The organism is Escherichia sp. R1 (assembly GCF_003000935.1).
GTDB classification, from domain to species: Bacteria; Pseudomonadota; Gammaproteobacteria; order Enterobacterales; family Enterobacteriaceae; genus Escherichia; species Escherichia coli.
The window spans coordinates 1-24,475 of the sequence record NZ_PSRU01000032.1; the positions used below are offsets into that span (position 1 = coordinate 1).

The window sequence follows — 24,475 nt, forward strand, 5'->3', positions numbered from 1 at the left end:
CCGTCTGCGTTTCTCCGGTCCTAAGACATCAATCATCTGCTCTCCAATGACTAGTCTAAAAACTAGTATTAAGACTATCACTTAAATAAGTGATATTGGTTGTCTGGAGATTCAGGGGGCCAGTCTATCGCTAATGTTTATGGTTACCCCTTATGTGTGCTCAGGAATCCACAGGTAATCACTCATACTGAACAGCGATAAAAGATAAAAGGTGTGTTCATGAATTCATGTGATTTTCGTGTTTTTCTGCAAGAGTTCGGTACAACGGTTCATTTGTCATTGCCTGGTAGCGTATCCGAGAAAGAACGACTGCTACTCAAGCTGCTGATGCAGGGAATGTCTGTAACAGAAATATCACAGTACAGAAATCGCAGTGCAAAGACCATTTCACATCAAAAGAAACAGCTCTTTGAGAAACTGGGGATTCAGAGCGATATTACTTTCTGGCGGGATATTTTCTTTCAGTACAATCCGGAGATCATATCCGCTACGGGTAATAATAGTCACAAATATATTAATGATAATCACTATCACCATATCGTCACGCCTGAAGCCATCAGTCTGGCGTTGGAAAACCACGAGTTTAAACCGTGGATCCAACCGGTTTTCTGCGCGCAGACTGGGGTACTGACAGGCTGTGAAGTGCTTGTCCGCTGGGAACATCCACAAACGGGAATGATCCCACCGGATCAGTTTATTCCTCTGGCGGAGTCATCCGGTCTTATTGTCATAATGACTCGCCAGCTGATGAAACAGACTGCGGATATTCTGATGCCGGTAAAACATTTGCTGCCGGACAATTTCCATATTGGTATCAACGTCTCGGCGGGCTGTTTTTTGGCTGCGGGATTTGAAAAAGAGTGTCTGAACCTGGTTAAGAAATTAGGTAACGATAAAATCAAGCTGGTTCTTGAGCTGACGGAACGTAATCCTATTCCGGTAACGCCAGAAGCCAGAGCGATATTTGACAGCCTTCATCAGCACAATATTACCTTTGCGCTGGATGACTTTGGTACGGGTTATGCGACCTATCGTTACTTGCAGGCGTTCCCGGTCGATTTTATTAAAATTGACAAGTCGTTTGTGCAAATGGCGAGTGTCGACGAAATCTCCGGTCATATTGTGGACAATATTGTCGAACTGGCGCGTAAGCCTGGTTTGAGTATCGTGGCGGAAGGGGTAGAAACCCAGGAGCAGGCGGATTTAATGATCGGTAAAGGCGTTCACTTTTTACAGGGCTATTTGTACTCTCCGCCAGTACCGGGTAATAAATTTATCTCTGAATGGGTAATGAAAGCAGGTGGTTGATGTAAACCGCTATTCACAGCGCATCGGGAGGTTGGCAGCGATTAATTCTCCCGATGCAGTAAATCCTGATAGATCCCCGTTAATATGCCATTTGGCGCAAATTGTTTTTTAATCCACTGCGTCACCTGACCGGTGGCAGAGTGCTGGGTTGCTAGTAACATGCGTGAATCCTGGCGCGGGTTATGGATTTGTCGGGTAATCAGCAAGGATTGCGCCATCGCCTCACGGACCATGTAATCCGGCAAAAAACCAATTCCTTCACCTAAAATCTGGCACTGACATTTGGTGTTGAAATCTGGCACCAGAATTGACTCCTGCCCATGCAGCAACCAGCCCACTTTTTTATTAATCGTATGCGCGGTGTCCTCCACCATGATATTAGGGTAGAGACGCAGCTGGCTTTCGGCGATCGGCTCCGGCACAAAGGCTAATGGGTGATCCGGGGCGATGGCAAAAGCCCAGCGAATCGCGCCAATCTCCGTGTAATCAATGCCGCCGCCGTCCAGCAGCGTGTCGGGCGCGCCGATGGCGATATTTGCCTGATTATTAATAATCGCATCCCAGACGCCGTTATACACTTCGGTCGTCACGGTAATCTGGCAGGTAGGAAACTGCTTTTTCAGCACCTGTAATAAGCGCGCGGTGTGTTTGGGCGTATAAAGCAGCTGATTAATACAAATGCGCACACGCGCTTCTATGCCCTGCGAAATAGTATCGATACTGCGTTTAATGGCGTGAAAATCATTCAGCAGGTCGGTAGCTTTGCGGAAAAAATAACGCCCGGACTCCGTTAACTCAATGCTGCGGGTACTGCGAGTGAACAGCACCACATCCAGCCCCGTCTCCATACGTTTAATGGTGTAGCTAATGGCGGAAGTGGTTAAACCCAACTCTTCTGCGGCTTTACTGAAGCTGCCAAAACGCGCAGCGGTAGTAAATGCCAACAGATTCTCTTCGGTAAAAATTGAGTTCATTAAACCATTCCCGCCATTATCTAATATGAATTTCTCCAGGCATAACTGTAGAGGTATCAATTAAAGATGGGTAATCATTTTTGAATAACTTTTAATACCCGTCGCGTTTAGTCGTCGCTTCGCTTAATTTTTGTCCGCCATATTCTGAAATTATCCCCACGCAGTTACCCGCCAGAAAACCCAGTAATGTCACCGTCCAGTTCATCCCGCTGGCAAAAAATAGCGTCATGCCGAGAAAGCCCCCGGGAATAAAAGACAGTAACCAGAAACGCCCTTGCCAGACCACCACCGCCGAGAAGGGTACAGTCGTAATTACGCTCGCCCAGACCCCGGAAATCCCACTCACCGGGGCCAGCCAACCGGCAGCCAGCGCGGCGAAAAACGCCCACACCATCCCGGAATAATTAACCGCCAGGCTTCTGATAAACCCCGATTTACCGCCGCCTGCGGCATAAAAACTGCAAAAGGCGACGAAGCCAATGGTTCCTAATAATTCCCATCCCTGAGAGAGCCCGACATGTGAAGACACTAACTGCCAAAGCCCTGCACAAATACCGACGGTGACACCCGTTGCCGTGAGTCCGTTCATCTTGTTCCCCTCTGGTTAGACATGGACGAAAGCTACTCTTACATGTGCAGACTATAGAGAAATAAAACCTGATTGAGTGAAAGGGTATCGGGTCAAAGAAACAAATATTGCACTACCGCACACGGCGAAAAGATTGTTGAACATCATTCAACAAAAAGGCGAAATACGGCGAATTAAATTTAAGCGGGTTCTTTTATCAGATTATCGTTGCTATTCTCAATTCATCGAAAACAGCCACAAAAACCAGGTGAATGTGAATGACTATAAAAAATCTACCTGCAGACTATTTATTGGCTGCGCAACAGGGTGATATCGATAAAGTAAAAACCTGCCTTGCGCTGGGTGTCGATATTAATACCTGCGATCGTCAGGGGAAAACGGCAATTACGCTGGCAAGTTTATATCAGCAATATGCTTGCGTTCAGGCATTAATTGACGCCGGAGCGAATATTAATAAACAAGATCATACCTGTTTAAATCCTTTTTTAATGAGCTGTCTGAACGATGATTTAACGCTACTACGAATTATTTTACCGGCTAAACCCGATCTTAATTGCGTAACCCGTTTTGGCGGTGTCGGCCTGACGCCTGCCTGTGAAAAAGGCCATTTAAGTATTGTAAAAGAGCTTTTGGCAAATACGGAGATTAACGTTAACCAGACTAACCATGTTGGCTGGACACCGTTGCTGGAAGCGATTGTGCTTAACGATGGCGGGATTAAACAGCAGGCGATTGTCCAGTTATTGCTGGAACACGGTGCCAGCCCGCATCTGACCGATAAATATGGCAAAACGCCGCTGGAACTGGCGCGGGAACGGGGCTTTGAAGAGATTGCGCAGTTGCTGATCGCCGCAGGTGCATAAACCGGGAGGCTTGTTATCAACACACCAGAAAAACGGTGTGTGTGGGCGCTAACTGCGGATGCTGATTTTCTGGCGCAGCGGGGGCAAGGACAGGTTGAACAGGTCTTTGCCAGAGCGGTAAATATCGTACTCCCGGCTCGCCAGCAGTTGCTGACGCTGCTTTGTGAAGAGTACGACAATGCGCCTAACAGTTGTCGGTTGGCACTCACTCACTTTAATGGTCTGTTCCGGCATGGTGATAAGGTTCAGTTTGACGATCAAGGCATTACGATTGGTCAACATCATCATATAGAGATGAGTCATTGCCAGCGTTGGCTGTCCCCAACCATGCAAATGACCGCTCTGAATTTTCACCTTATCGCCTGGCAACAGTGGCACGACATTATTCATCAGCACCTGGGGGAAAATGAAACCCTGTTTAATTATCGCGGCGATAATCCGTTTTATCAGGCGTTAAATAAAGAACTACATATTAAACGTCGGGCAGTTATTCAGGCCGTAAACGATAAACAAAATATCGCCGTAGCGGTCGCCAGTATGATGGGCTTAGGGATTGGCCTTACGCCATCAGCCGACGATTATTTAACAGGTCTGGCGCTTATTTTATTTCTTCCCGGACATCCGGCGGAAAAATACAAAGAGGAATTTTATCTCGGTCTGCAACGCGGCAGAAATAATACCACGTTATTAAGTGCCATCACGCTGGAAGCCGCATTACAACAACGCTGCCGGGAAAATATTCATCGTTTTATTCACAACATTATTTATGACATCCCTGGGAACGCAACTCAGGCAATAGAAAAAATTAAACATATTGGCTCCAGTTCCGGCTGCGACATGCTGTATGGCATGGCCGATGGTTGTGCGCTGAGTCAAACTTACGGAGGGAATTATGTCAGTTAAAATAGTCATTAAACCGAATACCTATTTTGATTCTGTCTCGCTGATGTCTATCTCCACGCGTGCAAATAAACTCGACGGCGTCGAGCAGGCATTTGTGGCGATGGCGACCGAAATGAACAAAGGCGTGTTGAAGAATTTAGGACTGCTGACGCCGGAGCTGGAGCAGGCGAAAAACGGCGACCTGATGATTGTCATCAATGGTAAATCGGGTGTGGACAACGAGCAGTTGCTGGCGGAGATTGAAGAACTGTTCAACACCAAAGCGCAAAGCGGCTCGCACGAGGCGCGTTACGCCACTATTGCCAGCGCCAAAAAGCATATCCCGGAAAGTAACCTGGCAGTGATTTCGGTCAACGGTCTGTTTGCCGCTCGCGAAGCGCGTCAGGCGCTGCAAAATGACCTCAACGTGATGCTGTTTTCCGATAATGTCTCAGCTGAAGATGAACTGGCGCTCAAACAGTTGGCCCATGAAAAAGGGCTGCTGATGATGGGGCCAGACTGCGGCACGGCGATTATCAACGGCGCGGCACTCTGCTTTGGTAACGCCGTGCGTCGCGGCAACATCGGTATTGTTGGCGCATCTGGCACCGGCAGCCAGGAATTGAGCGTCCGTATCCATGAATTTGGTGGCGGCGTTTCACAACTGATCGGCACCGGCGGGCGCGACCTGAGCGAGAAAATCGGTGGCCTGATGATGCTCGATGCCATCGGGATGCTGGAAAACGATCCGCAAACTGAAATCATTGTGCTTATCTCCAAACCGCCTGCGCCTGCGGTGGCTCGCAAAGTGCTGGAACGCGCACGCGCCTGCCGCAAGCCAGTGGTGGCCTGCTTCCTCGGTCGTGGCGAAACGTCAGTGGATGAGCAGGGGCTACAGTTTGCTCGCGGCAGCAAAGAGGCGGCATTGAAAGCGGTGATGCTCTCCGGCGTGAAACAAGAACATCTCGACCTGCATACGCTTAACCAGCCGTTGATTGCGGATGTGCGGGCGCGTCTGCAACCGCAGCAGAAATACATTCGTGGTCTGTTCTGCGGCGGTACGCTGTGTGACGAAACCCTGTTCGCGGTGATGGAAAAACATGGCGATGTCTACAGCAATATCCAGCCCGATCCTGAATTCCGCCTGCAAGATATCAACCGCAGCATCAAACACACCTTCCTCGATTTTGGCGATGATGACTTCACCAACGGCAAGCCGCATCCAATGATTGACCCGACCAACCGTATCAGCCGCTTGATCGAAGAAGCGCGCGATCCAGAAGTGGCGGTGATCGTGATGGATTTTGTGCTCGGATTTGGATCGCATGAAGATCCGGTCGGTTCCACCATCGAGGCGATCAAAGAAGCGAAAGCGATCGCCGCTGCCGAAGGACGCGAGTTGATCATTCTCGCCTATGTGCTGGGCACCGATCTCGATACGCCATCATTAGAACAACAAAGCCAGATGCTGCTTGATGCCGGAGTGATTCTGGCGAGCAGCAGCACCAATACCGGATTGCTGGCGCGTGAATTTATCTGCAAAGGGGAGGAAGCCTGATGAGCCAGTCACTGTTTAGCCAACCGTTGAACGTTATTAACGTCGGTATCGCCATGTTTAGCGATGATCTGAAAAAGCAGCATGTAGAAGTGACCCAACTCGACTGGACGCCGCGGGGCAGGGCAATATGCAGGTGGTGCAGGCGCTGGATAACATTGCCGATTCGCCGCTGGCAGACAAAATCGCCGCCGCTAACCAGCAGGCGCTGGAGCGCATTATCCAGTCGCATCCGGTGCTGATTGGTTTTGATCAGGCGATTAATGTGGTGCCGGGCATGACGGCGAAAACCATTCTTCACGCCGGGCCGCCGGTTACCTGGGAAAAAATGTGCGGCGCGATGAAAGGCGCGGTCACCGGGGCGCTGGTGTTCGAAGGACTGGCGAAAGATCTCGACGAGGCGGCTGAACTGGCGGCTTCCGGGGAGATCACCTTCTCGCCGTGCCACGAGCATGACTGCGTGGGATCGATGGCGGGCGTCACCTCGGCCTCGATGTTTATGCACATCGTGAAAAACAAAACCTATGGCAACATCGCTTATACCAACATGAGCGAGCAGATGGCGAAGATTTTGCGTATGGGCGCTAACGACCAGAGCGTGATCGACCGCCTCAACTGGATGCGCGATGTGCAGGGACCCATGCTGCGCGACGCGATGAAAATTATCGGCGAAATCGATCTGCGCTTAATGCTGGCGCAGGCGCTGCATATGGGCGATGAATGCCATAACCGCAATAACGCCGGGACGACGCTGCTGATTCAGGCGCTGACGCCGGGGATTATTCAGGCAGGTTATTCCGTCGAGCAACAGCGCGAAGTGTTTGAGTTTGTCGCCAGCAGCGACTACTTCTCCGGCCCGACGTGGATGGCGATGTGTAAAGCGGCGATGGATGCGGCGCACGGCATCGAATACAGCACCGTGGTGACCACCATGGCGCGTAACGGCGTCGAGTTCGGCCTGCGGGTCAGCGGCCTGCCGGGGCAGTGGTTTACCGGCCCGGCGCAGCAGGTCATCGGCCCGATGTTTGCCGGTTATAAGCCGGAAGATTCAGGGCTGGATATTGGCGACAGCGCCATCACCGAAACCTACGGTATTGGCGGATTTGCGATGGCGACCGCGCCCGCGATCGTCGCGCTGGTGGGGGGCACGGTGGAAGAGGCTATCGATTTCTCCCGTCAGATGCGTGAAATCACCCTTGGCGAAAACCCCAACGTCACCATTCCGCTGCTCGGTTTTATGGGCGTGCCGTCGGCAATCGACATCACCCGCGTGGGTAGCAGCGGCATTCTGCCAGTGATCAACACCGCCATCGCCCATAAAGATGCGGGCGTCGGCATGATTGGCGCGGGCATTGTGCATCCACCCTTCGCCTGCTTCGAGAAAGCCATTTTTGGCTGGTGCGAACGTTACGGCGTCTGATCTGTAAAGTGCGCGTTGTTTCTGCCGGATGCGGCGTGAACGCCTTATCCGGCCTACGAGTGGCGCAAGAATCTGTAGGCCTGATAAGCGTAGCGCATCAGGCAGTCTGGCGTTGGTCATAACCCCATCACCCTCTGTCGCGGACATAACAACATGAAAGAACTTGTGGTCGTTGCCATTGGTGGCAACAGCATTATCAAAGATAACGCCAGCCAGTCGATTGAGCATCAGGCGGAGGCGGTGAAAGCCGTGGCCGATACGGTGCTGGAAATGCTGGCTTCCGATTACGACATTGTGCTGACCCACGGCAACGGGCCGCAGGTCGGGCTGGATTTACGCCGCGCGGAGATTGCCCACGAGCGCGAAGGGCTGCCCTTAACGCCGCTGGCGAACTGTGTGGCGGATACGCAAGGTGGCATTGGCTATCTGATCCAGCAGGCGCTGAACAACCGACTGGCGCGTCACGGCGAGAAAAAAGCCGTCACCGTGGTGACTCAGGTGGAAGTGGATAAAAACGATCCGGGGTTTGCCCATCCCACCAAGCCCATCGGCGAATTCTTTAGTGAAAGCCAGCGTGACGAACTACAAAAGGCAAACCCTGACTGGCGTTTTGTTGAAGATGCCGGACGGGGCTATCGCCGCGTGGTCGCCTCGCCGGAACCGAAACGTATTGTCGAAGCACCTGCCATTAAGGCGCTGATCCAACAAGGCTTTGTGGTGATTGGCGCGGGCGGCGGTGGAATTCCTGTGGTGCGCACCGAAGCGGGAGATTACCAAAGCGTGGACGCGGTTATCGACAAAGATCTCTCTACCGCGCTACTGGCTCGCGAAATTCACGCCGACATTCTGGTGATCACCACTGGCGTCGAAAAAGTGTGTATTCACTTTGGCAAACCGCAGCAGCAGGCGCTGGATCGCGTAGATATTGCCACCATGACCCGCTATATGCAGGAAGGGCATTTCCCACCTGGCAGCATGTTGCCAAAAATCATCGCCAGCCTGACGTTCCTGGAACAAGGCGGCAAAGAAGTGATTATCACCACGCCGGAATGCCTGCCTGCGGCGCTACGCGGCGAAACGGGCACCCATATTATTAAAACCTAAGGACGTAAGATGAAAGAAAACAATAGCCGCCGTGAATTTCTGAGCCAGAGCGGTAAGATGGTTACCGCCGCCGCGCTGTTTGGTCCCTCAGTGCCGCTCGCCCATGCGGGGGGAGCTGGCACCCTAAACTGCGAAGCGAACAACACCATGAAAATCACTGACCCGCATTACTATCTCGATAACGTGCTGCTGGAAACCGGTTTTGACTACGAAAATGGCGTGGCGGTGCAGACCCGCACGGCGCGCCAGACTGTGGAAATTCAGAACGGTAAAATTGTTGCCCTGCGCGAGAACAAGCAGCATCCGGACGCCACGCTGCCGCACTATGACGCTGGCGGTAAGCTGATGCTGCCCACCACCCGCGACATGCATATTCATCTCGACAAAACCTTCTACGGCGGGCCGTGGCGCTCGCTCAATCGTCCGGCAGGCACCACTATCCAGGACATGATCAAACTCGAGCAGAAAATGCTGCCGGAACTGCAACCGTACACGCAGGAACGGGCGGAAAAACTGATCGATTTATTGCAGTCGAAAGGCACCACCATTGCCCGCAGCCACTGCAATATCGAACCGGTTTCCGGCCTGAAAAATCTGCAAAATTTGCAGGCGGTGCTGGCGCGACGTCAGGCGGGCTTCAAGTGTGAAATCGTCGCCTTTCCGCAGCACGGTTTGCTGCTGTCGAAATCGGAATCCTTAATGCGCGAAGCGATGCAGGCGGGGGCGCATTACGTCGGCGGGCTGGACCCGACCAGTGTTGATGGCGCGATGGAAAAATCCCTCGACACCATGTTCCAGATTGCGCTGGACTATGACAAAGGCGTCGATATTCACCTGCACGAAACCACGCCGGCAGGCGTGGCAGCCATCAATTATATGGTTGAAACAGTGGAGAAAACGCCACAGCTGAAGGGCAAGCTGACCATCAGCCACGCCTTTGCGCTGGCAACGCTCAACGAACAACAGGTAGATGAACTGGCGCACCGGATGGCGGCGCAGCGAATTTCGATCGCTTCGACGGTGCCGATTGGCACGCTGCATATGCCGCTCAAACAGCTGCACGACAAAGGCGTAAAAGTGATGACCGGCACCGACAGCGTTATCGACCACTGGTCGCCTTACGGCCTGGGCGACATGCTGGAAAAAGCCAATCTGTACGCGCAGCTTTATATTCGTCCTAACGAACAGAACCTCTCCCGCTCGCTGTTTTTAGCCACTGGCGATATATTGCCGCTGAATGAAAAAGGCGAGCGTGTGTGGCCTAAAGCGCAGGATGACGCCAGTTTTGTGCTGGTGGACGCCTCCTGTTCCGCCGAGGCGGTGGCGCGTATTTCGCCGAGAACGGCGACGTTCCATAAAGGGCAACTGGTGTGGGGAAGTGTGGCAGGTTGATACGCATTTGAAACGCCTGCAACGGTGAATCGTAAGAGATTTAAAGCCCCAGGGAGTGGGGCGGCCTGAGTATGAGTGTGTTGGCAGAAATGGACATTATCTTTGAAGAATATGCCCTTATTGACGTTGTGTAGATAACTATTTGTCTACGTGAAAATATCATCAGTTTTGCCGATTTTTGTCTTTTACGGATAGCAAATATCACACTTATAGGCGCTCGCCTTATGGGGAACGTTGCTGCTCTGTTTCATTCAGGCTCGCGGCATGTTGGGGCTGGATCGGGTGGTTTAAATATTGGCTATATTCAATGGACGCGTTTTGCCGCGATGACATATCAGGCATCGCCAAATACACATAGCTAATCAGGAGTAAACACAATGAAGATCAAAGCTGTTGGTGCATATTCCGCTAAACAACCGCTTGAACCGATGGATATCACCCGGCGTGAACCGGGACCGCATGATGTCAAAATCGAAATCGCTTACTGTGGCGTCTGCCATTCCGATCTCCACCAGGTCCGTTCGGAGTGGGCGGGGACGGTTTACCCCTGCGTGCCGGGTCATGAAATTGTGGGGCGCGTGGTAGCCGTTGGTGATCAGGTAGAAAAACATGCGCCGGGCGATCTGGTCGGTGTCGGCTGCATTGTCGACAGTTGTAAACATTGCGAAGAGTGTGAAGACGGGCTGGAAAACTACTGTGATCACATGACCGGCACCTATAACTCGCCGACACCGGATGAACCGGGCCATACTCTGGGCGGCTACTCACAACAGATCGTCGTTCATGAGCGATATGTTCTGCGTATTCGTCACCCGCAAGAGCAGTTGGCGGCGGTGGCTCCTTTATTGTGTGCAGGAATCACCACGTACTCGCCGCTACGCCACTGGCAGGCCGGGCCGGGTAAAAAAGTGGGCGTGGTCGGCATCGGCGGTCTGGGACATATGGGGATTAAACTGGCCCACGCGATGGGGGCGCATGTGGTGGCATTTACCACTTCTGAGTCAAAACGCGAAGCGGCAAAAGCCCTGGGGGCCGATGAAGTTGTTAACTCACGCAATGCCGATGAGATGGTGGCTCATGTGAAGAGTTTCGATTTCATTTTGAATACAGTAGCTGCGCCACATAATCTCGACGATTTTACCACCTTGCTGAAGCGCGATGGCACCATAACGCTGGTTGGTGCGCCTGCGACACCGCATAAATCGCCGGAAGTTTTCAACCTGATCATGAAACGCCGCGCGATAGCTGGTTCTATGATTGGCGGCATTCCAGAAACTCAGGAGATGCTCGATTTTTGCGCCGAACATGGCATCGTGGCTGATATAGAGATGATTCGGGCCGATCGAATTAATGAAGCCTATGAGCGAATGCTGCGTGGTGATGTGAAATATCGTTTTGTTATCGATAATCGCACACTAACAGACTGAAAAAATTAATAAACATCCTGTGGTTTAACATATTAACTTCGCTCCACTTAACTTTTTAGTTAAGGAGAGCGAAATAATATCAAAGTAGTGGTAAACCTATAGCGTAAATTCAGATTGTTAAATTAACTCCACTACTTTACACGTTAGTTATGAGCGATTTCTGATAGTGTCTGGTTTAATCAGAGCTTTATTATCTGCGACGTTTATTTTTATTTAAGAGAGCCACCTGCAAGTTGTTATTCCACCAGAGAGTGAATCGCAAAGCAGGTCATCATTTCATCTGTATATCTGTATGCCAAATGGCATTCCCCCTCCTTTTCCGCCGATATTTTGTTGTGAACGGCGGAGTTTCGCTTAAAAAAGCACCAGCAGTGGTTTTACAGCTATATGGTGTATAAAAAATGTTCTCATACAGATGTTTTGTGAATGTGTGGGTTGACATTCATATGAAAAAAATCATAATTCCATCATGTTTGTGTGGGGTCTTTTCTGTATCTTACGCATCGCACTCAAGCCTGACAGAAAATATGTTGTAAGGCTCATATCAAAAACCGCCATTAGCTCATCAGGAAGAGCAGACGACAACCAGGATTGTTGTATGGTACGGGGTTCGAGGCCTCGATGGCGGTACAACTTTTCAAAACTTTTCTGAATCAGATCCCCTTATTATCATCCCTGCAAAGTGGAACATTGCCATTGTTTGGCTATTCAGGACGGGTCAGACCAATGAAAAAGCCCACACAGGGGAGAGTGGCTGAAATGGGAAGCTAAAGACTCAAGTAAACTTATCGGAAATAAGGACCACGCATTACGGGGGCTATCATCGCCGATGGTTGGGATTCGGCAAATCAGGTTGATTACGTAGAGAGTAAATTATCTGCTCACCGCTGCGTCACCCCTTCGTAAATCAGGCGTAGCGCGAATACACCAATAATTGCACCAATAACCCAACTGGCAACGCGTTGCATACGCCCATAAGCACGACGCACTGCGGGCAAAGAAAACGCCTGACTAAGAAAGACTCGCCAGATAATTGATGCGAGCACAATCCCCGCCTAGGCCATTAATCGTGCCCATGTTGGTGTTTCGGCATGTAATGTTACTGAGAAAATACTGATAAAAAATAAAACGGTTTGCGGGTTAGAGAGATCGGTAATTAATCCACGGCGGAAAAAAACATACCAGGGGGCGCTAATCGGTTGTTGTAGTGTGCTCATTTGCGGTGTTGAGTGGCGGCGCATGCTACTACACCACGCAAACCATAAGAGATAAGCGCCGCCGACGATTCTGATAAGCGAAAAAATCTCCCCACACTGCGTAATTAGCGTTGCAAGACCAAACAAACCCAACCCGGAATAAAATGCATCGCCCAGCGCCACGCCCAGCCCGGTCAACACCCCTGCGCGTCGACCGGAAGCCAGGCTGGTTTGTACTACCACAAAGAGATTGGCTCCCGGATTAAAAAAAGTAATCACGAACAATCCTACGGTCAGGTAAACGGCGTGCAAAGGATCCATAGTGATTTCATCCATAAATAAGTGAAGTAACTTCATCATATTTCTACCAAAAATAATCGGGTGCGAGAGAGATCACAAAGTGTCTTATTTCCGGTTACTGGCGTTTATGCCCTGACTGAACTAATTATTAATCAACCCAATAATGTGGGTGGGTGATAGTGTGATAACAACTCTGGAGCCGTAATATGAAAATAATCTCTAAAATGTTAGTCGGTGCGTTAGCGTTTGCCGTTACCAATGTCTATGCCGCAGAATTAATGACCAAAGCGGAATTTGAAAAGGTTGCATCGCAATATGAAAAAATAGGTGATATTTCAACCAGTAATGAAATGTCGACCGCAGATGCGAAAGAAGATTTGATCAAAAAAGCCGATGAAAAAGGGGCTGATGTGTTGGTACTGACCTCTGGTCAAACTGACAATAAGATCCACGGCACGGCAAATATTTATAAGAAGAAGTAATTCTGAATCCTATGTAAACATCCCCGATGCGTAAGTTTATCGGTGATCATCATCTATTGAAATTTATGCCGGATAAAGCGTTCGCGCTGCATTCGGCAGTTCAGCTTTTCAGCCGCCGCCAGAACGTCGTTCGGCTGATACCTAAATAATTCGCCGCTGCTGTCTTATCGCCATTAAATTTCTCCAGTGCCTGTTGTGCTGTCAGCAAGCCTGGAATGGGAGTCTTCGCCGACTCGCGTGCCAGTTCCGGCAGTAGCAGCTGCAAAAATTGCGGCGTTAAATCCGGCGTCGATTCCACACTTAAAAACAGCGCCAGTCGTTCCATCATATTGCGCAGTTCACGAATATTGCCCGGCCAGTCGTAGTGCACCAGCATGGTTTCGCTTGCCTGTAACCCCTGGCGTAATGCGGCAGCAAACGGGGCGGAGAGCGCCGCCAGAGACACTTTCAAAAAGCTTTCCGCCAGCGGCAGAATATCCGCCACCCGCTCGCGTAGCGGCGGCAGTTGCAGGCGTAAAATACTCAGCCGATAAAACAGGTCACGGCGAAACTGCCCTTGCTGCATATCTTCTTCCAGATTGCAGTGAGTGGCGCTAATGACCCGCACATCCACCGGAACAGGCTGATGCCCGCCGACGCGGGTGACCTCTTTTTCTTCCAGCACCCGCAGCAGCCGAGTCTGCAACGGCAGCGGCATTTCGCCTATCTCGTCAAGAAACAGCGTGCCACCGTGGGCGATTTCAAACAGCCCGGCGCGTCCTCCGCGTCGCGAGCCGGTAAACGCCCCTTCCTCATAGCCAAACAGCTCCGCTTCCAGCAGCGATTCGGCAATCGCCCCGCAGTTAACGGCAACAAACGGATGTGACTTTTTGCCCTGTCGCGCATCGTGGCGGGCAAAATATTCCCGATGAATCGCCTGGGCCGCCAGCTCTTTGCCCGTCCCCGTTTCCCCTTCAATCAACACCGCCGCACTGGAGCGGGCATACAGCAAAATAGTCTGCCGCACCTGTTCCATCTGTGGTGATTGACCGAGCATATCGCCCAGCACGTAACGAGTACGCAGGGCGTTGCGGGTGGCATCGTGAGTGTTATGGCGTAACGACATGCGCGTCATATCCAGCGCATCGCTGAACGCCTGGCGTACGGTGGCGGCGGAATAAATAAAAATTCCGGTCATTCCGGCTTCTTCTGCCAGATCGGTAATCAGCCCCGCGCCGACCACCGCTTCGGTGCCGTTAGCTTTCAGCTCGTTAATCTGCCCGCGCGCGTCTTCTTCGGTAATGTAGCTACGTTGGTCGAGGCGCAAATTAAAGGTTTTTTGAAACGCCACCAGCGCCGGAATAGTTTCCTGATAAGTGACAACGCCGATAGAAGAGGTGAGTTTTCCGGCTTTTGCCAGTGCCTGTAACACATCGTAGCCGCTCGGTTTAATCAAAATAACTGGCACTGACAGGCGGCTTTTCAGGTACGCACCGTTAGAGCCAGCGGCAATGATGGCGTCACAGCGTTCGCTTGCCAGTTTCTTGCGGATGTAGGTCACCGCTTTTTCAAAGCCAAGCTGGATAGGGGTGATATTCGCCAGGTGATCAAACTCGAGGCTGATATCGCGAAATAACTCGAACAGCCGCGTTACAGATACCGTCCAGATAACCGGTTTGTCGTCATTCAGCCGTGGTGGATGTGCCATAGCGCACCGCAAAGTTAAGAAACCGAATATTGGGTTTAGTCTTGTTTCATAATTGTTGCAATGAAACGCAGTGAAACATTGCTTGAAACGTTAACTGAAACGCATATTTGCGGATTACTTCATGACTTTATTTATAACAAATTGAAATTAAACATTTAATTTTATTCAGTCAATTGTGGCACACCCCTTGCCTTGTCTTTATCAACGCAAATAACAAGTTGATAACAAAGGATGGGCTATGCCTCTACACTCTCCAGGTAAAGCGTTTCGCGCTGCACTTAGCAAAGAAACCCCGTTGCAAATTGTTGGCACCATCAACGCTAACCATGCGCTGCTGGCGCAGCGTGCCGGATATCAGGCGATTTATCTCTCCGGCGGTGGCGTGGCGGCAGGATCGCTGGGGCTGCCCGATCTCGGTATTTCTACTCTTGATGATGTGCTGACTGACATTCGCCGTATTACCGACGTTTGTTCGCTGCCGCTGCTGGTGGATGCGGATATCGGTTTTGGTTCTTCAGCCTTTAACGTGGCGCGTACGGTGAAATCAATGATTAAAGCCGGTGCGGCAGGATTGCATATTGAAGATCAGGTTGGTGCGAAACGCTGCGGTCATCGTCCGAATAAAGCGATCGTCTCGAAAGAAGAGATGGTGGATCGGATCCGCGCGGCGGTGGATGCGAAAACCGATCCTGATTTTGTGATCATGGCGCGCACCGATGCGCTGGCGGTAGAGGGGCTGGATGCGGCAATCGAACGAGCGGAGGCCTATGTTGAAGCGGGTGCCGAGATGCTGTTCCCGGAAGCAATTACCGAACTCGCCATGTACCGCCAGTTTGCCGATGCGGTGCAGGTGCCGATCCTTGCCAACATTACTGAATTTGGTGCCACGCCGCTGTTTACCACCGACGAATTACGCAGCGCCCATGTCGCAATGGCGCTGTATCCCCTTTCTGCTTTCCGCGCCATGAACCGCGCCGCTGAACATGTCTACAACGTCCTGCGCCAGGAAGGCACGCAGAAAAGCGTCATCGACACCATGCAAACCCGCAACGAGCTGTACGAAAGCATCAACTACTACCAGTACGAAGAGAAGCTCGACGACCTGTTTGCCCGTGGTCAGGTGAAATAAAAACGCCCGTTGGTTGTATTCGACAACCGATGCCTGATGCGCCGCTGACGCGACTTATCAGGCCTACGAGGTGAACTGAACTGTAGGTCGGATAAGACGCATAGCGTCGCATCCGACAACAATCTCGACCCTACAAATGATAACAATGACGAGGACAATATGAGCGACACAACGATCCTGCAAAACAGTACCCATGTCATTAAACCGAAAAAATCGGTGGCACTTTCCGGCGTTCCGGCGGGCAATACGGCACTCTGCACCGTGGGTAAAAGCGGCAACGACCTGCATTACCGTGGCTACGATATTCTTGATCTGGCGGAACATTGTGAATTTGAAGAAGTGGCGCACCTGCTGATCCACGGCAAACTGCCAACCCGTGACGAACTCGCCGCCTACAAAACGAAACTGAAAGCCCTGCGTGGTTTACCGGCTAACGTGCGTACCGTGCTGGAAGCCTTACCGGCGGCGTCACACCCGATGGATGTTATGCGCACCGGCGTTTCCGCGCTCGGCTGCACGCTGCCAGAAAAAGAGGGGCACACTGTTTCTGGTGCGCGGGATATTGCCGACAAACTGCTGGCGTCACTTAGTTCGATTCTTCTCTACTGGTATCACTACAGCCACAACGGCGAACGCATCCAGCCGGAAACTGATGACGACTCTATCGGCGGTCACTTCCTGCATCTGCTGCACGGCGAAAAGCCGTCGCAAAGCTGGGAAAAGGCGATGCATATCTCGCTGGTGCTGTACGCCGAACACGAGTTTAACGCTTCCACCTTTACCAGCCGGGTGATTGCGGGCACTGGCTCTGATATGTATTCCGCCATTATTGGCGCGATTGGCGCACTGCGCGGGCCGAAACACGGCGGGGCGAATGAAGTGTCGCTGGAGATCCAGCAACGCTACGAAACGCCGGACGAAGCCGAAGCTGATATCCGTAAGCGGGTGGAAAACAAAGAAGTGGTCATTGGTTTTGGGCATCCGGTTTATACCATCGCCGACCCGCGCCACCAGGTGATCAAACGCGTGGCAAAGCAGCTCTCGCAGGAAGGCGGCTCGCTGAAGATGTACAACATCGCCGATCGCCTGGAAACAGTGATGTGGGAGAGCAAAAAGATGTTCCCCAATCTCGACTGGTTCTCCGCTGTTTCCTACAACATGATGGGTGTTCCCACCGAGATGTTCACACCACTGTTTGTTATCGCCCGCGTCACTGGCTGGGCGGCGCACATTATCGAACAACGTCAGGACAACAAAATTATCCGTCCTTCCGCCAATTATGTTGGACCGGAAGACCGCCAGTTTGTCGCGCTGGATAAGCGCCAGTAAACCTCTACGAATAACAATAAGGAAACGTACCCAATGTCAGCTCAAATCAACAACATCCGCCCGGAATTTGATCGTGAAATCGTTGATATCGTCGATTACGTCATGAACTACGAAATCAGCTCCAGAGTGGCCTACGAGACCGCACATTACTGCCTGCTCGACACGCTCGGCTGCGGTCTTGAAGCTCTCGAATACCCGGCCTGTAAAAAACTGCTGGGGCCAATTGTCCCCGGCACTGTCGTACCTAACGGCGTGCGCGTCCCCGGAACTCAGTTCCAGCTCGACCCCGTCCAGGCGGCATTTAACATTGGCGCGATGATCCGTTGGCTCGATTTCAACGATACTTGGCTGGCGGCGGAGTGGGGGCATCCTTCCGACAACCTCGGCGGCATTCTGGCAACGGCAGACTGGCTTTCGCGCAACGCGGTCGCCAGCGGCAAAGCGCCGTTGACCATGAAACAGGTGCTGACCGCAATGATCAAAGCCCATGAAATTCAGGGCTGCATCGCGCTGGAAAACTCCTTTAACCGCGTCGGCCTCGACCACGTTCTGTTAGTGAAAGTGGCTTCCACCGCCGTGGTCGCCGAAATGCTCGGCCTGACCCGCGAGGAAATTCTCAACGCCGTTTCGCTGGCATGGGTAGACGGACAGTCGCTGCGCACCTATCGCCATGCGCCGAACACCGGTACGCGTAAATCCTGGGCGGCGGGCGATGCCACTTCCCGCGCGGTACGTCTGGCACTGATGGCGAAAACCGGCGAAATGGGTTATCCGTCAGCCCTGACTGCGCCTGTGTGGGGCTTCTACGACGTCTCCTTTAAAGGCGAATCGTTCCGCTTCCAGCGCCCGTATGGTTCTTACGTGATGGAAAATGTGCTGTTCAAAATCTCCTTCCCGGCGGAGTTCCACTCCCAGACGGCAGTTGAAGCAGCGATGACGCTCTATGAACAGATGCAGGCAGCAGGCAAAACGGCGGCGGATATCGAAAAAGTGACCATTCGCACCCACGAAGCCTGTATTCGCATCATCGACAAAAAAGGGCCGCTCAATAACTCGGCTGACCGCGACCACTGCATTCAGTACATGGTGGCGATCCCGCTGCTGTTCGGGCGCTTAACGGCGGCAGATTACGAGGACAACGTTGCGCAAGATAAACGCATCGACGCCCTGCGCGAGAAGATCAATTGCTTTGAAGATCCGGTGTTTACCGCTGACTACCACGACCCGGAAAAACGCGCCATCGCCAATGCCATAACCCTTGAGTTCACCGACGGCACGCGATTTGAAGAAGTGGTGGTGGAGTACCCAATTGGTCATGCTCGCCGCCGTCAGGATGGCATTCCGAAGCTGGTCGATAAATTCAAAATCAATCTCGCGCGCCAGTTCCCGACTCGCCAGCAGCAGCGCATTCTGGAGGTTTCTCTCGACAGAACTCGCCTGGAACAGATGCCGGTCAATGAGTATCTCGACCTGTACGTCATTTAAGTAAACGGCGGTAAGGCGTAAGTTCAACAGGAGAGCATTATGTCTTTTAGCGAATTTTATCAGCGTTCGATTAACGAACCGGAGCAGTTCTGGGCCGAGCAGGCCCGGCGTATTGACTGGCAGACGCCCTTTACGCAAACGCTCGATCACAGCAATCCGCCGTTTGCCCGTTGGTTTTGTGAAGGCCGAACCAACTTGTGTCACAACGCTATCGACCGCTGGCTGGAGAAACAGCCAGAGGCGCTGGCGATGATTGCCGTCTCTTCGGAAACAGAAGAAGAGCGCACCTTTACCTTTCGCCAGCTGCATGACGAAGTGAATGCGGTGGCGTCAATGCTGCGCTCACTGGGCGTGCAGCGTGGCGATCGGGTGCTGGTGTATATGCCGATGATTGCCGAAGCGCATATTACCCTGCTGGCCTGCGCGCGCATTGGCGCTATTCATTCGGTGGTGTTTGGGGGATTTGCCTCGCACAGCGTGGCGGCGCGAATTGATGATGCTAAACCGGTGCTGATTGTCTCGGCTGATGCCGGAGCGCGCGGTGGCAAAATCATTCCCTATAAAAAATTACTCGACGATGCGATAAGTCAGGCGCAGCATCAGCCGCGCCACGTTTTACTGGTGGATCGCGGGCTGGCGAAAATGGCGCGCGTTAGCGGGCGGGATGTCGATTTCGCGTCGTTGCGCCATCAGCACATCGGCGCGCGGGTGCCGGTGGCATGGCTGGAATCCAACGAAACCTCCTGCATTCTCTACACCTCCGGCACGACCGGCAAACCTAAAGGTGTGCAGCGTGATGTCGGCGGATATGCGGTGGCGCTGGCGACCTCGATGGACACCATTTTTGGCGGCAAAGCGGGCGGCGTGTTCTTTTGTGCTTCGGATATCGGCTGGGTGGTAGGGCATTCGTATATCGTTTACGCGCCGCTGCTGGCGGGGATGGCGACTATCGTTTACGAAGGATTGCCGACCTGGCCGGACTGCGGCGTGTGGTGGAAAATTGTCGAGAAATATCAGGTTAGCCGCATGTTTTCAGCGCCGACCGCCATTCGCGTGCTGAAAAAATTCCCTACCGCTGAAATTCGCAAACACGATCTTTCGTCGCTGGAAGTGCTCTATCTGGCTGGAGAACCGCTGGACGAGCCGACCGCCAGTTGGGTGAGCAATACGCTGGATGTGCCGGTCATCGACAACTACTGGCAGACCGAATCCGGCTGGCCGATTATGGCGATTGCTCGCGGTCTGGATGACAGGCCGACGCGTCTGGGAAGCCCCGGCGTGCCGATGTATGGCTATAACGTGCAGTTGCTCAATGAAGTCACCGGCGAACCGTGTGGCGTCAATGAGAAAGGGATGCTGGTAGTGGAGGGGCCATTGCCGCCAGGCTGTATTCAGACCATCTGGGGCGACGACGACCGCTTTGTGAAGACGTACTGGTCGCTGTTTTCCCGTCCGGTGTACGCCACTTTTGACTGGGGCATCCGCGATGCTGACGGTTATCACTTTATTCTCGGGCGCACTGACGATGTGATTAACGTTGCCGGACATCGGCTGGGTACGCGTGAGATTGAAGAGAGTATCTCCAGTCATCCGGGCGTTGCCGAAGTGGCGGTGGTTGGGGTGAAAGATGCGCTGAAAGGGCAGGTGGCGGTGGCGTTTGTCATTCCGAAAGAGAGCGACAGTCTGGAAGACCGTGAGGTGGCGCACTCGCAAGAGAAGGCGATTATGGCGCTGGTGGACAGCCAGATTGGCAACTTTGGCCGCCCGGCGCACGTCTGGTTTGTCTCGCAATTGCCAAAAACGCGATCCGGAAAAATGCTGCGCCGCACGATCCAGGCGATTTGCGAAGGACGCGATCCTGGGGATCTGACGACCATTGATGATCCGGCGTCGTTGGATCAGATCCGCCAGGCGATGGAAGAGTAGGTCGGATAAGGCGCTCGCGCCGCATCCGACACCGTGCGCAGATGCCTGATGCGACGCTGACGCGTCTTATCATGCCTACAGGCCTGAACCGTAGGTCGGATAAGGCGCTCGCGCCGCATCCGACACCATGCGCAGATGCCTGATGCGACGCTGACGCGTCTTATCATGCCTACCCACTGTTTTTACACAGATAAGTTTCCCCCGCCTTTTTGTACTCATTCATATAAGAAATATATCCCCCTACGAAAACGATTGCTTTTTATCTTCAGATGAATAGAATGCGGCGGATTTTTTGGGTTTCAAACAGCAAAAAGGGGGAATTTCGTGTCGCAAGATAACAACTTTAGCCAGGGGCCAGTCCCGCAGTCGGCGCGGAAAGGGGTATTGGCATTGACGTTCGTCATGCTGGGATTAACCTTCTTTTCCGCCAGTATGTGGACCGGCGGCACTCTCGGAACCGGTCTTAGCTATCATGATTTCTTCCTCGCAGTTCTCATCGGTAATCTTCTCCTCGGTATTTACACTTCATTTCTTGGTTACATTGGCGCAAAAACCGGCCTGACCACCCATCTTCTTGCTCGCTTCTCGTTTGGTGTTAAAGGCTCATGGTTGCCTTCACTGCTGCTGGGCGGCACCCAGGTTGGCTGGTTTGGCGTTGGCGTGGCGATGTTTGCTATTCCGGTGGGCAAGGCAACCGGGCTGGATATTAATTTGCTGATTGCCGTCTCCGGTTTACTGATGACCGTCACCGTCTTCTTTGGCATTTCGGCGCTGACAGTTCTTTCGGTGATTGCGGTTCCGGCTATCGCCTGCCTTGGCGGTTATTCCGTGTGGTTGGCCGTTAACGGCATGGGCGGACTGGACGCATTAAAAGCGGTCGTTCCCGCACAACCGTTAGATTTCAATGTCGCGCTGGCGCTGGTTGTGGGGTCATTCATCAGTGCGGGTACGCTCACCGCTGACTTTGTCCGGTTTGGTCGTAATGCCAAACTGGCGGTGCTGGTGGCGATGGTGGCCTTTTTCCTCGGCAACTCGTTGATGTTTATTTTCGGTGCAGCGGGCGCGGCGGCACTGGGGATGGCGGATATCTCTGATGTGATGATTGCTCAGGGCCTGCTGCTGCCTGCGATTGTGGTGCTGGGGCTGAATATCTGGACCACCAACGATAACGCGCTCTATGCGTCGGGTTTAGGTTTCGCCAACATTACCGGTATGTCGAGCAAAACCCTTTCGGTGATTAACGGTATTATCGGTACGGTCTGCGCATTATGGCTGTATAACAATTTTGTCGGCTGGTTGACCTTCCTTTCGGCAGCTATTCCTCCGGTGGGCGGCGTGATCATCGCTGATTATCTGATGAACCGTCGCCGCTATGAGCACTTTGCGACCACGCGTATGATGAGTGTCAATTGGGTGGCGATTCTGGCTGTCGCGCTGGGGATTGCCGCAGGCCACTGGTTACCGGGAATTGTTCCGGTCAACGCGGTATTAGGTGGCGCGCTGAGCTATCTGATCCTTAACCCGATTTTGAATCGTAAAACGACAGCAGCAATGACGCATGTGGAGGCTAACAGTGTCGAATAATGCTTTACAAGCAATTATTAACGCCCGGTTACCCGGCAAAGAGGGGCTGTGGCAGATTCATCTTCACGACGGAAAAATCAGCGCCATTGATACGCAATCTGGTGTGATGCCCGTAACTGAAAACAGCCTGGATGCCGAACAAGGTTTAGTTTTACCGCCGTTTGTGGAGCCGCATATTCACCTGGACACCACGCAAACCGCCGGACAACCGAACTGGAATCAGTCCGGCACGCTGTTTGAAGGCATTGAACGCTGGGCCGAGCGCAAAGCGTTATTAACTCATGACGATGTGAAACAACGCGCATGGCAAACGCTGAAATGGCAGATTGCCAACGGCATTCAGCATGTGCGTACCCATGTCGATGTTTCGGACGCAACGCTGACTGCGCTGAAAGCAATGCTGGAAGTGAAACAGGAAGTTGCGCCGTGGATTGATCTGCAAATCGTCGCCTTCCCGCAGGAAGGGATTTTGTCGTATCCCAACGGTGAAGCGTTGCTGGAAGAGGCGCTACGCTTAGGGGCAGATGTTGTTGGGGCGATTCCGCATTTTGAATTTACCCGTGAATACGGCGTGGAGTCGCTGCATAAAACCTTCGCCCTGGCGCAAAAATACGACCGTCTCATCGACGTTCACTGTGATGAGATCGATGACGAGCAGTCGCGCTTTGTCGAAACCGTTGCTGCCCTGGCGCACCGTGAAGGCATGGGCGCGCGAGTCACCGCCAGCCATACTACGGCAATGCACTCCTATAACGGGGCGTATACTTCGCGCCTGTTCCGTTTGCTGAAAATGTCCGGTATTAACTTTGTCGCCAACCCGTTGGTCAATATTCATCTGCAAGGACGTTTCGATACGTATCCAAAACGTCGCGGCATCACGCGCGTTAAAGAGATGCTGGAGACCGGCATTAACGTCTGCTTTGGTCACGATGATGTCTTCGATCCGTGGTATCCGCTGGGAACGGCGAATATGCTGCAAGTGCTGCATATGGGGCTGCATGTTTGCCAGCTGATGGGCTACGGGCAGATTAACGACGGCCTGAATTTAATCACCCACCACAGCGCCAGGACGTTGAATTTGCAGGATTACGGCATTGCCGCCGGAAACAGCGCCAACCTGATTATCCTGCCTGCTGAAAATGGGTTTGATGCGTTGCGCCGTCAGGTTCCGGTACGTTATTCGGTACGTGGCGGTAAGGTGATTGCCAGCACACAACCGGCACAAACCACCGTATATCTGGAGCAGCCAGAAGCCATCGATTACAAACGGTAATCGGCTGGGCTACCGCGAGCGTAGTTTATGCCGGATGCGGCGTGAACACCTTATCCGGCCTACGTAGATCACTGAAATTGTAGGCCTGATAAGCGGAGCGCATCAGGTAATTTTGCTTATTTAAACTGAAGACTCAACTTTAAAATCTTTGAAATAATATTGCTTATCCCGGTCGTTTATTTCGCGAATAATCCGACAAGGAACGCCAGCAGCCACGACGTTTGGTGGAATGTCTTTTGTGACGACACTACCCGCGCCAATAACAGAATTATCCCCGATGGTGACGCCTGGATTAATAACCACATGACTTCCGATCCAGACGTTATTGCCAATCGTTATCGGAAAAGAGTACATTTCTCCGTTTTTTCTCAATTCATGGTGTACCGGGTGTCCCGTAACGGAAAGAGTAACGTTGGGTGCAATCAGTACGTTATCACCGATCGGGTTTTGTTGAATAAATCGAACTTTTGCTGAGTTGAAGGATCAGATCACGTATCTTCCCGACAACGCAGACCGTTCCGTGGCAAAGCAAAAGTTCAAAATCACCAACTGGCCCACCTACAATAAAGC

The 24,475-nt window shown here is 52.4% G+C and carries 18 protein-coding genes and 5 pseudogenes; 18 read left to right on the forward strand and 5 right to left on the reverse strand.

The window, feature by feature from the left end; genetic code table 11:
* Positions 1–219: 219 nt before the first annotated feature.
* The gene (gene pdeL / locus C4F37_RS25105) at positions 220–1,308 is read left to right on the forward strand and encodes a DNA-binding transcriptional activator/c-di-GMP phosphodiesterase PdeL (RefSeq protein ID WP_001295808.1); all 1,089 of its coding nucleotides are present in this window, start codon (positions 220–222) and stop codon (positions 1,306–1,308) included.
* Between the two features lie 41 nt (positions 1,309–1,349).
* On the opposite strand, the gene C4F37_RS25110 is transcribed toward pdeL, so the two are convergent.
* A complete protein-coding gene (locus C4F37_RS25110; RefSeq protein ID WP_001538344.1) occupies positions 1,350–2,282 on the reverse strand; it encodes a LysR substrate-binding domain-containing protein in 933 nt (310 codons plus the stop codon).
* Between the two features lie 91 nt (positions 2,283–2,373).
* Positions 2,374–2,871 carry a DUF1097 domain-containing protein gene (locus C4F37_RS25115; protein WP_001013875.1) on the reverse strand — a complete coding sequence of 166 codons (498 nt, stop codon included), beginning with the start codon at positions 2,869–2,871 and terminating at the stop codon, positions 2,374–2,376.
* Between the two features lie 257 nt (positions 2,872–3,128).
* Here C4F37_RS25115 and C4F37_RS25125 point away from each other — a divergent pair, with 257 nt between their 5' ends.
* The 10 genes and pseudogenes from C4F37_RS25125 (at position 3,129) to yahM (ending at position 12,379) form a co-directional block, all read left to right on the forward strand.
* Entirely contained in the window at positions 3,129–3,734 is a 606-nt protein-coding gene (locus tag C4F37_RS25125; protein ID WP_000153106.1) for an ankyrin repeat domain-containing protein, read from the forward strand.
* A 39-nt stretch (positions 3,735–3,773) separates the two neighbouring features.
* Positions 3,774–4,637, forward strand: a complete 864-nt coding sequence (locus C4F37_RS25130; RefSeq protein WP_001538345.1) for a DUF2877 domain-containing protein — start codon at positions 3,774–3,776, stop codon at positions 4,635–4,637.
* The gene (gene fdrA / locus C4F37_RS25135) at positions 4,627–6,174 is read left to right on the forward strand and encodes an acyl-CoA synthetase FdrA (RefSeq protein ID WP_001538346.1); all 1,548 of its coding nucleotides are present in this window, start codon (positions 4,627–4,629) and stop codon (positions 6,172–6,174) included. The genes C4F37_RS25130 and fdrA overlap by 11 nt, the downstream gene beginning before the upstream one ends.
* A pseudogene (locus C4F37_RS25140) lies at positions 6,174–7,591 on the forward strand (oxamate carbamoyltransferase subunit AllG family protein). The gene fdrA and the pseudogene C4F37_RS25140 overlap by 1 nt, the downstream one beginning before the upstream one ends.
* Before the next feature lie 153 nt (positions 7,592–7,744).
* Complete coding sequence (locus C4F37_RS25145; protein ID WP_000661659.1) at positions 7,745–8,695, forward strand: carbamate kinase family protein; 951 nt, start codon at positions 7,745–7,747, stop codon at positions 8,693–8,695.
* A 9-nt stretch (positions 8,696–8,704) separates the two neighbouring features.
* The gene (locus tag C4F37_RS25150) at positions 8,705–10,087 is read left to right on the forward strand and encodes an amidohydrolase family protein (protein ID WP_001538348.1); all 1,383 of its coding nucleotides are present in this window, start codon (positions 8,705–8,707) and stop codon (positions 10,085–10,087) included.
* Between the two features lie 216 nt (positions 10,088–10,303).
* Positions 10,304–10,378, forward strand: a pseudogene (locus C4F37_RS28020) (hypothetical protein); the annotation flags it as partial.
* A gap of 86 nt (positions 10,379–10,464) precedes the next feature.
* Positions 10,465–11,514 carry an NADPH-dependent aldehyde reductase YahK gene (gene yahK / locus C4F37_RS25155; protein WP_001538349.1) on the forward strand — a complete coding sequence of 350 codons (1,050 nt, stop codon included), beginning with the start codon at positions 10,465–10,467 and terminating at the stop codon, positions 11,512–11,514.
* A 469-nt stretch (positions 11,515–11,983) separates the two neighbouring features.
* Positions 11,984–12,166: a hypothetical protein gene (locus tag C4F37_RS28485; RefSeq protein ID WP_438898100.1), complete on the forward strand. Its 183-nt coding sequence runs from the start codon at positions 11,984–11,986 to the stop codon at positions 12,164–12,166.
* Positions 12,136–12,379: pseudogene (gene yahM, locus C4F37_RS25160) on the forward strand (protein YahM). The gene C4F37_RS28485 and the pseudogene yahM overlap by 31 nt, the downstream one beginning before the upstream one ends.
* A gap of 16 nt (positions 12,380–12,395) precedes the next feature.
* Here the strand turns inward: yahM and C4F37_RS25165 are convergent.
* A pseudogene (locus tag C4F37_RS25165) lies at positions 12,396–13,070 on the reverse strand (LysE family transporter).
* A 146-nt stretch (positions 13,071–13,216) separates the two neighbouring features.
* On the opposite strand from C4F37_RS25165, the gene yahO reads away from it, so the two are divergent.
* Positions 13,217–13,492, forward strand: a complete 276-nt coding sequence (gene yahO / locus C4F37_RS25170) for a DUF1471 family periplasmic protein YahO (RefSeq protein ID WP_000691951.1) — start codon at positions 13,217–13,219, stop codon at positions 13,490–13,492.
* A 100-nt stretch (positions 13,493–13,592) separates the two neighbouring features.
* On the opposite strand, the gene prpR is transcribed toward yahO, so the two are convergent.
* On the reverse strand, positions 13,593–15,179 hold the full coding sequence (gene prpR / locus C4F37_RS25175) for a propionate catabolism operon regulatory protein PrpR (protein ID WP_000941085.1): 1,587 nt from the start codon (positions 15,177–15,179) through the stop codon (positions 13,593–13,595).
* A 238-nt stretch (positions 15,180–15,417) separates the two neighbouring features.
* Here prpR and prpB point away from each other — a divergent pair, with 238 nt between their 5' ends.
* From prpB to codA, 6 genes are all read left to right on the forward strand, one after another.
* A complete protein-coding gene (gene prpB / locus C4F37_RS25180; protein ID WP_001538350.1) occupies positions 15,418–16,308 on the forward strand; it encodes a methylisocitrate lyase in 891 nt (296 codons plus the stop codon).
* 159 nt (positions 16,309–16,467) lie between these two features.
* Positions 16,468–17,637: a bifunctional 2-methylcitrate synthase/citrate synthase gene (prpC, locus tag C4F37_RS25185; RefSeq protein WP_001285909.1), complete on the forward strand. Its 1,170-nt coding sequence runs from the start codon at positions 16,468–16,470 to the stop codon at positions 17,635–17,637.
* Between the two features lie 33 nt (positions 17,638–17,670).
* Complete coding sequence (gene prpD, locus C4F37_RS25190; protein ID WP_001538351.1) at positions 17,671–19,122, forward strand: 2-methylcitrate dehydratase; 1,452 nt, start codon at positions 17,671–17,673, stop codon at positions 19,120–19,122.
* Between the two features lie 39 nt (positions 19,123–19,161).
* Positions 19,162–21,048: a propionate--CoA ligase gene (gene prpE, locus C4F37_RS25195; RefSeq protein ID WP_001538352.1), complete on the forward strand. Its 1,887-nt coding sequence runs from the start codon at positions 19,162–19,164 to the stop codon at positions 21,046–21,048.
* A gap of 324 nt (positions 21,049–21,372) precedes the next feature.
* Positions 21,373–22,632 (forward strand): cytosine permease, encoded by a 1,260-nt coding sequence (gene codB, locus C4F37_RS25200; protein WP_000076233.1) that lies wholly within the window; start codon positions 21,373–21,375, stop codon positions 22,630–22,632.
* Complete coding sequence (gene codA / locus C4F37_RS25205) at positions 22,622–23,905, forward strand: cytosine/isoguanine deaminase (protein WP_001538353.1); 1,284 nt, start codon at positions 22,622–22,624, stop codon at positions 23,903–23,905. The genes codB and codA overlap by 11 nt, the downstream gene beginning before the upstream one ends.
* A gap of 120 nt (positions 23,906–24,025) precedes the next feature.
* Here codA and C4F37_RS25210 read toward each other — a convergent pair.
* A pseudogene (locus C4F37_RS25210) lies at positions 24,026–24,346 on the reverse strand (DapH/DapD/GlmU-related protein); the annotation flags it as partial.
* Positions 24,347–24,475: the final 129 nt, after the last annotated feature.

What these genes read in the sequence shown, in the direction of transcription:
- C4F37_RS25110 (WP_001538344.1), bottom strand. Translation starts at nt 2,282, where the DNA reads ATGAACTCAATTTTTACCGAAGAGAATCTGTTGGCATTTACTACCGCT.
- C4F37_RS28485 (WP_438898100.1), top strand. Translation starts at nt 11,984, where the DNA reads ATGTTTGTGTGGGGTCTTTTCTGTATCTTACGCATCGCACTCAAGCCT.
- C4F37_RS25145 (WP_000661659.1), top strand. Translation starts at nt 7,745, where the DNA reads ATGAAAGAACTTGTGGTCGTTGCCATTGGTGGCAACAGCATTATCAAA.
- pdeL (WP_001295808.1), top strand. Translation starts at nt 220, where the DNA reads ATGAATTCATGTGATTTTCGTGTTTTTCTGCAAGAGTTCGGTACAACG.
- prpC (WP_001285909.1), top strand. Translation starts at nt 16,468, where the DNA reads ATGAGCGACACAACGATCCTGCAAAACAGTACCCATGTCATTAAACCG.
- yahO (WP_000691951.1), top strand. Translation starts at nt 13,217, where the DNA reads ATGAAAATAATCTCTAAAATGTTAGTCGGTGCGTTAGCGTTTGCCGTT.
- prpE (WP_001538352.1), top strand. Translation starts at nt 19,162, where the DNA reads ATGTCTTTTAGCGAATTTTATCAGCGTTCGATTAACGAACCGGAGCAG.
- C4F37_RS25150 (WP_001538348.1), top strand. Translation starts at nt 8,705, where the DNA reads ATGAAAGAAAACAATAGCCGCCGTGAATTTCTGAGCCAGAGCGGTAAG.
- prpD (WP_001538351.1), top strand. Translation starts at nt 17,671, where the DNA reads ATGTCAGCTCAAATCAACAACATCCGCCCGGAATTTGATCGTGAAATC.
- fdrA (WP_001538346.1), top strand. Translation starts at nt 4,627, where the DNA reads ATGTCAGTTAAAATAGTCATTAAACCGAATACCTATTTTGATTCTGTC.
- prpB (WP_001538350.1), top strand. Translation starts at nt 15,418, where the DNA reads ATGCCTCTACACTCTCCAGGTAAAGCGTTTCGCGCTGCACTTAGCAAA.
- prpR (WP_000941085.1), bottom strand. Translation starts at nt 15,179, where the DNA reads ATGGCACATCCACCACGGCTGAATGACGACAAACCGGTTATCTGGACG.
- yahK (WP_001538349.1), top strand. Translation starts at nt 10,465, where the DNA reads ATGAAGATCAAAGCTGTTGGTGCATATTCCGCTAAACAACCGCTTGAA.
- C4F37_RS25115 (WP_001013875.1), bottom strand. Translation starts at nt 2,871, where the DNA reads ATGAACGGACTCACGGCAACGGGTGTCACCGTCGGTATTTGTGCAGGG.
- C4F37_RS25125 (WP_000153106.1), top strand. Translation starts at nt 3,129, where the DNA reads ATGACTATAAAAAATCTACCTGCAGACTATTTATTGGCTGCGCAACAG.